A 10,705-nucleotide genomic window follows, 5' to 3' on the forward strand; every position below is an offset into this window, starting at 1 on the left:
CTTTCGTTAAATTAGTATCTTGGTACGATAACGAAACTGGTTACTCAAACAAAGTATTAGACTTAGTAGCCCACGTTTACAATTACAAAGGCTAATATCTAAAGCGAAATTTAACGCTTTAAAAACCCTTTAAAATCAACGTCTTGCAGTAAAATGCAAGGCGTTTTTGTTTTTGAGTGGCGATTAAGTGGCGATTATAAATCATATCATTCGCATATTACTTGCTAAAAATCCGTTAAAATAAGCCCTCACACAAGGGCTTTTTTTTTACCCTTTCAACTCCATCTCCACCTCCGTCGTAAACCCTCCCTTTTTACTCAATTCATTCGTGACACGTACGACTATCCACTCGGTGCTGTCGATTTCGGGTTTAAAGCCTTGCACGGTGACGGGCATTTCGGGCATTAGGTTCGGTTCGCCTTGAGCAATTTTAAGGCTAAATGCCGCTGTGCCACGTTTGAGTTTGGCGAATTTCGCTTTGACGGCTCGCATTGCCGATTGTTTGCTGGCGTATTCGTGGCTAAGAAAAAGTATCTGTTCACTATCAGAGGTAATCGGTTGGCTTTGTTTGAATACGGTTACCTTTCTGCCCTTGCCTAGCGTGTAGGTGGTTTGTTTGATGCTTTTGCCATCTGTCCCTTTGATGATCTTGCCGTTCGCATCACGTTTGACTTTGGTCTTTTTTCTTGTGGTGGCTTGTGTAGTTTTCGCTTCGGTGGTGTTGGCATCATAAATCACAAAATCCCGTTTGCCTGTCGCTTTGTCGTGCCAGTAGGCTTTGACGGCTTTGTAATTGCCCGCCTCGTTAATCGTAAAATGGTGCGTATCGCCACTTTTGCGGGTTAAGTAAAACGTTGGAATTTCTTGACCGCTTGCCGTCACGCCTTGACCGCGTGCCACAAATAGCAGCCGTTTGCTTTTGATGGTCGCAATGGCATCGAACTCTTCGGCAAGACGAGTGAGAAAGTTTAAATCGCCTTCGTTGGTTTGGTCTTGGTGGGAAATCATTTCATTGGCAAATTGTTTGCTCACCACAGGTTCTAGCTGTAAATCGGCTGCAATGGCTTTGACAATTTCGCCCACGGTTTTCTTGTGAAAACTCCGCTCTTTACGCTCTTTGGCCAAGCCTACCACGTCGGCAGATTGTGCCGTGATGTGCAGTACATCAGGTGCACCTTCGTGGCTGACGGTATCCACAATAAATTCGCCCTTGCTGATCAGTTGCATGTCTTGATAGCCAATCCCAAAGGTTAAAATCGCCCCACGGCTCGGCAAGCTCAATGCACCGTCGCTGTCGTCAAGCGTGATGTCGAGGGTGTCCGCTTCAAAACCGCGATTGTCGGTGTGAGTGATGGAAATCAGACGGTTAGAAACAAGGGTGGTAATGTCTTTTGATTCGCCTTTCTGCCCGCTCTTTTTCGGACGAACGCTTAAATGAAAAGCGGGTGTGCGGTGGTTTTGGGTAAAAAACATAGCATTTCTCTTTTATTTTTTGCTCAACGGTGGCAAAGTAAGCCACATTCAATCAGCGAGGAATTCAAAATGAAAAAATATTTAGTGTTATTCGGTTTACTGCCTGCTTTGGTTCAGCCAGCCTTTGCAATGAATGACCGCCCGATTCGTGAAGCGGTGGGCGAGGGGCATTTGCGTAGTTGGACGACGGAAGAACAAGGTGTGTTTAGTTTCGGCTTTGCCAATAGCCGTTATCAGCAAAAAGACCTTAATCAAACGCTGCTCAAACTGTGCAAAAATCCACAAACACGGTCGTTGGTCGATTACAAAATGATTATGGCAAGCTATTTTCCAAATGATGAGCCGTTGGCGATTATGATTGTCGAACACCTTAATTGCCGTCAGCTCATCAAAAACGGGCGTGCGTCCATTCAATATCAGCGTTATTAAAGCAAACTTTCCACAGAATCGATTAAACTGCCTAAAATAGAATCATCTACCCGTTGTAATGACAGGGTAAAACTTATTTTGCGTGGTGTGCCATCGGGTAAAAACACGGTTTCTTCCCGTCTGATGTTGGTGATCACAAACCAGCCGTGAATCAAAAAATCCTCTCCAGAAATCAGCGGATACGGCACGCCTGCTTCAGCCATCATCTCTAACGCCAACAGCGATAATTTCCCGCCCGTGAGTTCGGGGTATAAATCGCCCGAGATTTCCATTGTTTCACTTTCTTTGCCCGTAAATTGACTGCGAGGCATTGCCCCCACCACGCTATTTTGTGGATGTTTCCAACTCATTTCACGAGAGGTGCTTTGGTAAGGCAGCGTTGAACGCATAAAGACAAAGTAGCCCAACGCCATCATTGCAGTTTGTTGTAGCATAATGTTTCCTTAAAAAAAGCGGTCAAATTTGCAAAGGGGATTACAAAAACGACCGCTTGATCATAGAGGTAAGGTTATGGATTTTCAGTTTCCGCTCTTGCCCGTGCTTTTTCTCGCCAGTCGGCAAGTTCAAAAATCGTCATTTTGTCAAAAGCAGCGGGCGACCAGTGAAACACGGTGGCAATGTCGGCAATGGCATCGTCCACCTGTTCGGGAATTAGTCTTGCTTTCCCGTGCTGTCTTCATCTGCATCAATTTCTTCTGCATCTTCAAACATCAGTTCGGCTGCTGTACTGCATAGCTTGGTAAAGTCGGTCACGGTCATTTGAGCAAAATCGACTTTATCCACTTTTGGCGTGGTCACGCGTGGTAGCACGATTTGCCAATCATCTGCGTTCATCTCAATTAAGTGAGAGATGCTCACACCACGTAATTGTTTGGTCAGTGGTTTACGCACGGTAATATCAGTGATGCGGTTTTCGCCACGTAAAATACCTTGAGCAAGGGTCACGGTTTTTGTCATTTTTTTGTCCTTTGTTTGTTAAATTAAATGCCCATCGCACGACGGATTTCAGCTAAACGGTCTTTACCGTTGACCATCAACACGTTGTTGAGGTTGTCGATTTCAATTAAATCCGTGCCATTGACGGTTTTTTTGTAGTAGGTCAAGCTGAGTTTGTAGGTGTGTTCGGTGTCATCGCCTGATTTGCTGTTGCCTTCGTCAATTTCGCTCACACGTCCACGGCAGACAATTTCGACCGCATCGACTTCTTCAGTATCATCACGTTGGTATGCCCCGCTAAAACGCAGCATTGTGCCGTTGATTGTGCCACCGAAAAGTGACATTAAATCGCTATCGTGCCCACCGATTTTGAATTCAGCTTCCAGTTTTTCCATCCCCATATTGACTTCAACCGCACCATTCATTCCGCCTGAACGGAACTCTTCGAGTTTCATTGTCAATTTGGGTTGAGTAAATTCGGTGGCTTCGCCTAAATAGCTGGTGCCATCAACGGAAAGGTTAAAATTTTTCAGTTTACGAGGTAAGCCCATAGTCTATAGTCCTTGTTAGGCTTGCTTGGCTCATTTTAGTAACCAAGCAAGCGGTCAAATTCGGTTAGAGTTTTGCAATAGCGTTGGCTAAATCCATCACATATTCATCATTCACAATTTGGGTAAAGCCTAAACTTTCTAAGCTCGGCACCCAGTGATAGTCATACTTAATGAGTAACTTGCCACTTTTCAGCACGTCGCCTGTCGATTTTTCATCGACCCACGCACGCCCGTCTAAAATTTTGCCATCGGCTTTCCATTGACGGAATTTGTTGTTAATGCCTTCCAAGATGTCTTTTACCAGCCCGACCGTCATTGGCTGATCCATCGCCCATAAATGGGCTGCTGCTAAGGTTTCTTTTACGATTTGTGCTGTGCGGGTCGCTTGTTGGAACGCCCAGCGAGTGTCGCTTGAAAGAGTACGTGAACCCCAGTAACGGAAGCCTTCATAATTTAGGCAGACAGTGATGTTCTTTTCGTTTAAGAAATTAGCATCAGTGCTGGATTCGTTGATATCAAAGCTCACAGGTTTTGTGACCCCTGTTACGCCATCTAAGACTACGTTCGAAAGATTTTTGTGCCAGCCTTGTGTTTTGTCAATGTACGCCTGCAAGGCAACCGCACGGGCAGTCGCATAATCGGTATCGTATGCAGCTTTGTCGGTATCAAAAGATTTCCAGTTACCACAAATCATCATCGCTTCACGGGCATTAAAATTGCGTGCATATTCAACCGCTTTCTCTTTGGTTTCGGCACCGTTATCGGAGATAAACGCAAAGGCATTGAGTTTTTTTGCAATGCTGATTAATTCGGTGGCAACCGCTTGATTGTCTAACTTCGGCACAGCAAGCAATTTTGGTTTTAAAAATACGGTGGATTGTGCTGTTAATAAGGCTTTCAAGCCTGTGTATTGCCCGTTTTCTTGTGTCCCCACAATGTTCGCTGTTAAGGTGCTTTCTTCCTCAGAATCAGCAACACGAACAATGATTGTAGGTGTTTTAACAGTACCTCCAATCGCATTTAACGTGCGTTTGAGCGTACCTTTCTTGCCTGCTTTTTCAAGCATTGAAAGCGGATCGGTAATTAAAATAGGGGTATTAAGGGGGAAGGTGCTTTCATCTGCATCATCTGCAGTACAAACCACGCCAATCACAGAGGTGGCAACGGTTTTGATGTTCTGCGAACCTGTGTTGAGTTCGATAACCTCAACCCCGCATAAGGAGTGGTGTCTAAAATGGACATAAGTCATCTCTTGTTGCTTTTAAAAGGTGGAGATAACTTTAAAAAACAACCGCTCAAAAGGCGAGCGGTTGGAAGTGTGAAAGGGAGGATAACAGAGGACTATTGCTTGCGGTTATTTTTGTGTTTATGCAACACCTCAAACCGCTCATCGTGCTGTTTGCCTGACACCTCGCTTTCATAGGCTTCCTTGCAATGGTTCGAATCAAAAAAGAGGGTGTTAATCAATTGATACAGCACACACCAGCGTTTTTTAGGCTCTTTTGCCAAAACCGCCCTACGATAAGTACGGCTGGAAAGTGTTTCATCCGCCGCACCGCCCGTTAAGGCGTTAAACAGTTGGTCTAAGGCGATAATCACGTGATAGCCATAGCGTTTTAATTTGCTTGGAATTGCCATTCGTTTACCTCCTGTTCTAACTGTTCTAATGCTTCTAGCGTTTCAATCGTCATCAAGCGGTCTTCAAATGCCTGACGTTGCCCAATAATGATGCCAATTGCCACAGCAAACTGAGAGGATTTTTCAATCACTTTGCTAATTAGCATATCCAGTGGCACACCACGCACACGGGCGATTTGTTCCAACATCGGCGTTTCAGCTTTTGGGTTCGCTTGTTTGGCAAGTGCTTCTTTCTCTTGGCGATAGAAGCTTTCAATTTCGGTTTGTGGGTAGCCCACCAGTAAGCCCGATTTAAGCGTATCGGCTTTATTGGCAAGCGTGGCGAGTAAGGTTTCTTTGCGTTGCGTAAATAGCTCGGCAATCTTCACTTCATCTTTCACCCATTCTGTGCCATTCCATTTGCAAGGCTCAGCAAGCGGTGGGATTTGGGTTAAGTTTTGCGGCAATTCGCCAAGCATTGTATGTTCGATTTGCTCGCCTGTTTCGGTGGAATAATAAGTGCCACGATGGTCTGCCTTGTATTCCCAGCCGTTTTCTTCACGCACAATCACAAAGCCTTGTTTGGCTTGCGGTGGTTCTTCTAAATAACTGCCAGAAGCAAGGCTGCCGCCTTCGCTCACATATTCGGTGGTGCTGTGGCTGTAGATGCCTTGATTGTCGGTGCAGTAAACGGTGATTTTACCACTGGTTTCGGCAAAGCCGTCTTCGTTAAATTGAATCATCTTGTTTCCTTGTAGGGGTGGGCTTTAGCCCACCAATTTAGCTAAAATAAGGATTGCGGTGGGCTAAAGCCCACCCTACGGGTTAAGCCGCTAGGCAGATGTAGTGGAATGCGATGTTGCGTGGGCGAACTTCATTGCCTGAACCAAATGAAATTCTGGAATGTAAATCCCAAAAAGTGTAGGAGCTAGATGTCCCTTGTGCGAGTCTATAGGCTCGTTCATATCGATAATTTACATCTTTATTATCAAGATTGACCCAACCTTCTCCTGGTTTTGAACTATAAGTATTATTGACAATTTCTACATTGCTTGTACGAGCATAGCTACCTTCATATCCGCCGAAATCATTTGAGACGACAACAAATGATGTGGATGGAATTGCATCCCCCTGTGTCGTCAAAACCCCACGCCCCGCATCTACACCTCGCCCATTATCCCAACCACGGATAAACTCCCCACGCAAATCAGGCAAGACGCCAGATGGATATTTTTGCCCCAGTTTTGGGTAGCGATATTTATCAAACCGTTGCCCGTTCATTGCAAGACAACCTGCAGGCACAGTAGAAAGTGGGTGAGGGATTGGCACGCCGATGAGAGCATCAGTTAAATCAACAGCATCTACGCGCTGCCAAGCTCCCCATGCACCATTAGGATTGCTCCGCACATATTTATGCCCATTATTAACAGTGTATTCTTGCAGCACACCGTCTGTCGCTGGGCTGACCCACAATGTGCCGCCTTGCGTTTCAGGGTAGTTGCGAGCAGCGGTACTTAGGGAGGTGTCAGTTTGGCAGTAAACACCCAAATTAGTGACATCATTCAGGCTCTCAGCGGTGAGCGTACGAGCCATCACTACTTCGGTCGCCTTGCCCCACTCCGTATCGCTTTTGGCTTGCTGCACATAGAACTTGCCGAAGTTGATACCGAATCGCACACTCGCGGCTGCATCTGTCGGGTGTGTTCGACTCACCATCCCCCAACCGCTGTAAGTCTTATCGTTGGTATTCAGGATAGAGCGTTGTGAAAAACCCATCACCGTGCCGAACGGTAGTTCGTTGGGCAGGGCGGATTGCCAGCGTCGCGTGCTGCTGTTGGGGAGTAACTCAGTAAGCTGCTTATGCTGCACCGCCGCACTGGTGGCTGCAATCGCCGTTTTCACAAACGCCGTGGTCGCAATTTGTGTATTATTCGTCCCTGCTGCAGCCGTTGGTGCGGTGGGTATGCCCGTGAATGCAGGGCTGGTTTTTGGGGCGTAGCCTGTGCGGTCTTGGTTGATGGTGATTACTTGGTCTTTTAAATATTTGGTTCGATTGGCAAGCTGTTTGGCTTGAATGTTAATTACGCCAAGCTCTCCGCCCAGCACCTTATCTTGTTTTTCAATGAGATAAATATCTTCTTCCCATTGTTGTTGCTCAGTAATTTTTCCCATAGTTTCTCCTGTTAAAATTGGCTAAGCTTCGTTAAACCTCACCAAAAGTGAAGTTGCCATCAAAGGCAATTTCGCCATTCCAGCGGTGACCTGCTTGGTCGAATTTAAACGCCAGTAAATGACAACGTGCAGGCACGTTATCGGCAAGGATGCGTTTAACCTGTTCTGCTTCGGTAACAGTAATCGGCTGTTTTAGGCTGATTTTATATTCCGCCCAGTGCATTGGCTCGTGGTCGAAAAATGCCAAGCCGTTAAAGGTTTGAGAGCCGTCCCACGTTTTTAAGCTTTGATTTTCGATAATATCAACTTCACCAAAACCCACAGCACGCATAACACGTCGAATCGCGGAAATCGTGCCTTTGTATTTGTGAATGTGAATGCTGTTGAGAATGGCGTTTCGTTTGCTTTGCTCGCTCCATTCATCGTCCCATTCCTCCACCGAAAGAGACCACGCCAACCAAGGCAAAAGTGATTCGGGGCAATGTGTTGCACTCCAAAGGAGATGAATCGGCACAGGAATGTCGCTAATGTACGAAAAAGTGTGCGAAAGCTGTTTTTCCAGTTGGCTTGAGCCGTTTGGTAATAAGCTAATTGGGCTATTCATTCCGCCCTCCGACGGTTACGCTCACACTTGTGCAATAAGCAGCTTGATGCGGTTGCACCACAATATCAGCAAGCGGTTGATTAAGTTGCACGTTTTGCACGCCTTCTTGGTGTAAGGCGGCAAACACGCCTGAGCGAGTAATATCTACGCCTAATAAATGTTGTTTTTTTACATAGCGGTTGATGGCTTGATTAACGTTTTCTAGCACCACCGTTTCCAATACAGATGGATAAAGCGTAAGCACTGCCTGGATTTGATACGGCAAAATCACCGCACTTTCCACTTGAACCGTATCGGTGAGTGGGCGAATGTGTTCGGCATTGAGTTTGGCTTTCACGGCATTGATCAGCTCAACATCAGCAGAGCCTTGCCCTTCGGTTGAAAGGAGTGTGACTTTCACCGTGCCTGGTGTTGGGCTTGCCACGTTCACGTCTTTGATATTGGACGATGTCGAAAGCGTATGAAACTCATATGAACCACGACTGCCTGCTGTGGTTAGCCCTTCCAATGACATTTGAATCCGCGTGCGAAAACGTTCGTCATCTTCATATTCTGCCGTAACGGGTGGGTTAACGGTTAAGTCTTCCACGCGAATCAGTAAACGTTGTACGCCAAACAGCACACCCAGTTGGTCTAAATCTGAGCCTGTGGCATAGGCTAACATTACCGCTTTGGCTGATTCGTTAATCTGCGATCGCAACAACAATTCAAGGTAGGCGTTTTCTTGCAATAGTTTTAAAACGGGTTCGCTTTCTAACTGTAGCCGTGCTTGCCAATGTTGCCGTTCATTGTCGGTTTGTTGCAACTCAATAAACTTCGCCTTGCGATTGGCGAGTAAGGTTTCGTAGTCGAGTGCCTGTACTACTTTGGGCACAGGGAGGTTTTTTAAGTCAATAATTTCACTCATAGCAATAAATCATTTGCGGTCAATTTCGTATTCGTTCGCTTAATTGTCGCCTCAAGCGTGCCTAAAAAACGAGCGTTTTCGGCATCAAACCGAATCGAAAAGCGGTTGACGGTAATGCGTGGTTCCCACTGTTTAAGAGCCATTACGCACGCACACGAGAGTTGCAATAAAAGCCCAGAGGAAATCGGGCGGTCAATTAAGCGGTAGAGGTTCGAGCCATAATCACGTCGCATTACTCGACTGCCTTTTGCAGTCAGCAGAATATCGGCGATGGATTGCTTGATATGGGCGGTTTCATCAGTTAATGCTTCGCCTGTTTGTCGGTTCATTATTCAGGTTTTCCTGTTTTACTCACACCACTTTGCACATTGCCGTGCTTGTGGTTGATTTGGCTGATGCCGTTTGCAACCATATCACCTGTAGGTAACACTGCCTTGAATATTGATGTTACCGTTGATATTCACGGTTGGGCAAGTGATGTTAATTTCGCCTGATGCCTGAATATCACCCGTTTTGAAACCCGTTAGCGAAAAATGACCGCTTGCAAAGTTGTACTTCAAAACAGTATTATCAGGAAAATGAATGCTACACTCATCGGGCGAATCATTCGGAGCATTGCTAGCAAACAGGGCGGGCAAAATCACGCCTGTGTTAAATTCGCCACTGACGGCAAGCACCAGCACTTGTTCGCCTACTTTCGGGGGCGACCAAATTCGCACATCGCCTGCACGCAGGGTAATCCAAGGCAAAAAATCGGTCTGAATGTTGCCCGACTGCACACGGGCAGTCGCCTTTTGGTAATCAACTTCTAAAATCGTGCCAAAACGTAGCACGTTATCTAGCCGTCTTTCTTGTTCTCGGTTCATTGATTTTCTCGCTCAAATTAAATAGCGATAGTGTGCAAGAGGAAGAAAATTTGGGAAAGTGTGGGAGGGTGTAAAAGTGGGGATAACAAAAAAGGGCTTCCGCCCTTTTGATTATTTATTACCTAATTGGATAAAATCATCAATTCGTTTTCGAATATCTTTCATTCGTTGCTGAATGAATTTCTCTTCTTTTGAACCAAATAAAATGTCGTGATCAGCCATAAAACGAACGGAAACAGTGGTTTGTTCTGGATTATCTTCATAATTAAAGGTAAGCACTACAAGCGGATCATTCTCTTTATACGTTAAACGTGCGTGATAAAGCCCGATATAATAAGGAGATGCACCATATGCAAGACTGCTGTCTTTAGCTCGCCCAAATAGACGGTCTTTATTCTCAACATAAATCTCAACAAATTCTTGCTGTTGCCATAATGCAATCAGTTCAGCTAAATTGGCAGAATGTTCTTCAATATCTTGCTCTGTAAAACCCAGTGCAAGACTAATCTGTGTAAAAAGATGATGGATTTCAACAAATTTAATATGTTTGCGTTCTAGCATTATTTTCTACCTGTTGGCGTTGTTTTTTTAAGATTGCTTGTACACTCGCTTTGATGTCTTCTTGATTTTTCCCGATGACTCTTTCGCCTTGAATAGACTGTGTTTTGTCAATGATTTCACGAATAAAAAGTGCATTCGGTGATGTCATCACATTACGCTCATTTTTGTTCATTTGCATAATAATGCCCTCCGTTGATTGAGGGCATTGTATGCAAAGCTGAATAAATGATCAACCTCTATCGTACAAACTTGAACGCTCACGGGTTTGCTGTCTGTAGCGTTCTTGTTGAATCGCTTTTGCCACCTCGCGTGCCACATATTGGGCAAGCTGCTGTTCGTTCATTCCTGCTTGTGCATTAACGGTAATGTTCACAACAGGGTTTGCAGAAGAGGCAGAAAATCCGACCGCTTGTTGACGTAGTGCTGGTCGATTATCCACTTTAAGAGGTTGAGCTACTGCAACCGATGCACCAAGCATTGCCGTTGCACCCAGTTTGCCACCGTAGTTCAGGCGATCTAGCCAACCGACACCTAAGCGACTGGTTGCTTCTTTGGTCATTACATATTCGCCACGATGGACAATACCTGC

General features: G+C 45.5%; 17 protein-coding genes and 2 pseudogenes. 2 read left to right on the forward strand and 17 right to left on the reverse strand.

Going from position 1 to position 10,705, the window contains the following annotated elements; genetic code table 11:
- Positions 1–95: pseudogene (locus KH943_RS06700) on the forward strand (type I glyceraldehyde-3-phosphate dehydrogenase); the annotation flags it as partial.
- 172 nt (positions 96–267) lie between these two features.
- On the opposite strand, the gene KH943_RS06705 reads toward KH943_RS06700, so the two are convergent.
- Positions 268–1,473 carry a phage late control D family protein gene (locus KH943_RS06705; protein ID WP_304109280.1) on the reverse strand — a complete coding sequence of 402 codons (1,206 nt, stop codon included), beginning with the start codon at positions 1,471–1,473 and terminating at the stop codon, positions 268–270.
- A gap of 69 nt (positions 1,474–1,542) precedes the next feature.
- Here KH943_RS06705 and KH943_RS06710 point away from each other — a divergent pair, with 69 nt between their 5' ends.
- The gene (locus KH943_RS06710) at positions 1,543–1,902 is read left to right on the forward strand and encodes a hypothetical protein (RefSeq protein ID WP_304109283.1); all 360 of its coding nucleotides are present in this window, start codon (positions 1,543–1,545) and stop codon (positions 1,900–1,902) included.
- Here KH943_RS06710 and KH943_RS06715 read toward each other — a convergent pair.
- The 16 genes and pseudogenes from KH943_RS06715 to KH943_RS06785 all read right to left on the reverse strand — a co-directional run.
- Positions 1,899–2,336, reverse strand: a complete 438-nt coding sequence (locus tag KH943_RS06715) for a phage tail protein (protein WP_304109286.1) — start codon at positions 2,334–2,336, stop codon at positions 1,899–1,901. The genes KH943_RS06710 and KH943_RS06715 overlap by 4 nt on opposite strands.
- Positions 2,337–2,410: 74 nt before the next feature.
- Positions 2,411–2,542 (reverse strand): GpE family phage tail protein, encoded by a 132-nt coding sequence (locus KH943_RS06720; RefSeq protein ID WP_368493495.1) that lies wholly within the window; start codon positions 2,540–2,542, stop codon positions 2,411–2,413.
- 11 nt (positions 2,543–2,553) lie between these two features.
- A complete protein-coding gene (locus KH943_RS06725; protein ID WP_304109288.1) occupies positions 2,554–2,859 on the reverse strand; it encodes a phage tail assembly protein in 306 nt (101 codons plus the stop codon).
- A 23-nt stretch (positions 2,860–2,882) separates the two neighbouring features.
- Complete coding sequence (locus KH943_RS06730; protein ID WP_304109291.1) at positions 2,883–3,389, reverse strand: phage major tail tube protein; 507 nt, start codon at positions 3,387–3,389, stop codon at positions 2,883–2,885.
- A 64-nt stretch (positions 3,390–3,453) separates the two neighbouring features.
- Positions 3,454–4,638 (reverse strand): phage tail sheath protein, encoded by a 1,185-nt coding sequence (locus tag KH943_RS06735; RefSeq protein WP_304109294.1) that lies wholly within the window; start codon positions 4,636–4,638, stop codon positions 3,454–3,456.
- Positions 4,639–4,730: 92 nt separating this feature from the next.
- A complete protein-coding gene (locus KH943_RS06740) occupies positions 4,731–5,027 on the reverse strand; it encodes a DNA helicase UvrD (protein ID WP_304109297.1) in 297 nt (98 codons plus the stop codon).
- The gene (locus tag KH943_RS06745) at positions 5,006–5,749 is read right to left on the reverse strand and encodes a hypothetical protein (RefSeq protein ID WP_304109300.1); all 744 of its coding nucleotides are present in this window, start codon (positions 5,747–5,749) and stop codon (positions 5,006–5,008) included. Before KH943_RS06745 ends, KH943_RS06740 begins: the two co-directional genes overlap by 22 nt.
- An 82-nt stretch (positions 5,750–5,831) precedes the next feature.
- On the reverse strand, positions 5,832–7,178 hold the full coding sequence (locus tag KH943_RS06750) for a phage tail protein (RefSeq protein WP_304109302.1): 1,347 nt from the start codon (positions 7,176–7,178) through the stop codon (positions 5,832–5,834).
- A gap of 31 nt (positions 7,179–7,209) precedes the next feature.
- The gene (locus tag KH943_RS06755; protein ID WP_304109305.1) at positions 7,210–7,782 is read right to left on the reverse strand and encodes a phage tail protein I; all 573 of its coding nucleotides are present in this window, start codon (positions 7,780–7,782) and stop codon (positions 7,210–7,212) included.
- A complete protein-coding gene (locus KH943_RS06760) occupies positions 7,775–8,689 on the reverse strand; it encodes a baseplate assembly protein (RefSeq protein ID WP_304109308.1) in 915 nt (304 codons plus the stop codon). Before KH943_RS06760 ends, KH943_RS06755 begins: the two co-directional genes overlap by 8 nt.
- Entirely contained in the window at positions 8,686–9,018 is a 333-nt protein-coding gene (locus KH943_RS06765) for a GPW/gp25 family protein (RefSeq protein WP_304109311.1), read from the reverse strand. The genes KH943_RS06760 and KH943_RS06765 overlap by 4 nt, the downstream gene beginning before the upstream one ends.
- A complete protein-coding gene (locus KH943_RS10225) occupies positions 9,018–9,119 on the reverse strand; it encodes a hypothetical protein (protein ID WP_438359828.1) in 102 nt (33 codons plus the stop codon). The genes KH943_RS06765 and KH943_RS10225 overlap by 1 nt, the downstream gene beginning before the upstream one ends.
- A complete protein-coding gene (locus tag KH943_RS06770; protein ID WP_304109314.1) occupies positions 9,103–9,555 on the reverse strand; it encodes a phage baseplate assembly protein V in 453 nt (150 codons plus the stop codon). The genes KH943_RS10225 and KH943_RS06770 overlap by 17 nt, the downstream gene beginning before the upstream one ends.
- A gap of 111 nt (positions 9,556–9,666) precedes the next feature.
- A complete protein-coding gene (locus KH943_RS06775; RefSeq protein WP_304109316.1) occupies positions 9,667–10,116 on the reverse strand; it encodes a hypothetical protein in 450 nt (149 codons plus the stop codon).
- Positions 10,094–10,294, reverse strand: coding sequence for a hypothetical protein (locus tag KH943_RS06780; protein ID WP_304109318.1), 201 nt, complete (start codon positions 10,292–10,294; stop codon positions 10,094–10,096). Before KH943_RS06780 ends, KH943_RS06775 begins: the two co-directional genes overlap by 23 nt.
- A 51-nt stretch (positions 10,295–10,345) precedes the next feature.
- Positions 10,346–10,705: pseudogene (locus tag KH943_RS06785) on the reverse strand (phage tail tape measure protein); the annotation flags it as partial.

It is taken from the genome of Haemophilus parahaemolyticus, assembly GCF_018373095.1.
Taxonomy (GTDB): domain Bacteria; phylum Pseudomonadota; class Gammaproteobacteria; order Enterobacterales; family Pasteurellaceae; genus Haemophilus_A; species Haemophilus_A parahaemolyticus_A.

Excerpts from the sequence above, each read along its gene's own strand:
- KH943_RS06705 (WP_304109280.1), bottom strand. The coding sequence starts at position 1,473 with ATGTTTTTTACCCAAAACCACCGCACACCCGCTTTTCATTTAAGCGTT.
- KH943_RS06710 (WP_304109283.1), top strand. The coding sequence starts at position 1,543 with ATGAAAAAATATTTAGTGTTATTCGGTTTACTGCCTGCTTTGGTTCAG.
- KH943_RS06715 (WP_304109286.1), bottom strand. The coding sequence starts at position 2,336 with ATGCTACAACAAACTGCAATGATGGCGTTGGGCTACTTTGTCTTTATG.
- KH943_RS06725 (WP_304109288.1), bottom strand. The coding sequence starts at position 2,859 with ATGACAAAAACCGTGACCCTTGCTCAAGGTATTTTACGTGGCGAAAAC.
- KH943_RS06730 (WP_304109291.1), bottom strand. The coding sequence starts at position 3,389 with ATGGGCTTACCTCGTAAACTGAAAAATTTTAACCTTTCCGTTGATGGC.
- KH943_RS06735 (WP_304109294.1), bottom strand. The coding sequence starts at position 4,638 with ATGACTTATGTCCATTTTAGACACCACTCCTTATGCGGGGTTGAGGTT.
- KH943_RS06740 (WP_304109297.1), bottom strand. The coding sequence starts at position 5,027 with ATGGCAATTCCAAGCAAATTAAAACGCTATGGCTATCACGTGATTATC.
- KH943_RS06745 (WP_304109300.1), bottom strand. The coding sequence starts at position 5,749 with ATGATTCAATTTAACGAAGACGGCTTTGCCGAAACCAGTGGTAAAATC.
- KH943_RS06750 (WP_304109302.1), bottom strand. The coding sequence starts at position 7,178 with ATGGGAAAAATTACTGAGCAACAACAATGGGAAGAAGATATTTATCTC.
- KH943_RS06755 (WP_304109305.1), bottom strand. The coding sequence starts at position 7,782 with ATGAATAGCCCAATTAGCTTATTACCAAACGGCTCAAGCCAACTGGAA.
- KH943_RS06760 (WP_304109308.1), bottom strand. The coding sequence starts at position 8,689 with ATGAGTGAAATTATTGACTTAAAAAACCTCCCTGTGCCCAAAGTAGTA.
- KH943_RS06765 (WP_304109311.1), bottom strand. The coding sequence starts at position 9,018 with ATGAACCGACAAACAGGCGAAGCATTAACTGATGAAACCGCCCATATC.
- KH943_RS06770 (WP_304109314.1), bottom strand. The coding sequence starts at position 9,555 with ATGAACCGAGAACAAGAAAGACGGCTAGATAACGTGCTACGTTTTGGC.
- KH943_RS06775 (WP_304109316.1), bottom strand. The coding sequence starts at position 10,116 with ATGCTAGAACGCAAACATATTAAATTTGTTGAAATCCATCATCTTTTT.
- KH943_RS06780 (WP_304109318.1), bottom strand. The coding sequence starts at position 10,294 with ATGCAAATGAACAAAAATGAGCGTAATGTGATGACATCACCGAATGCA.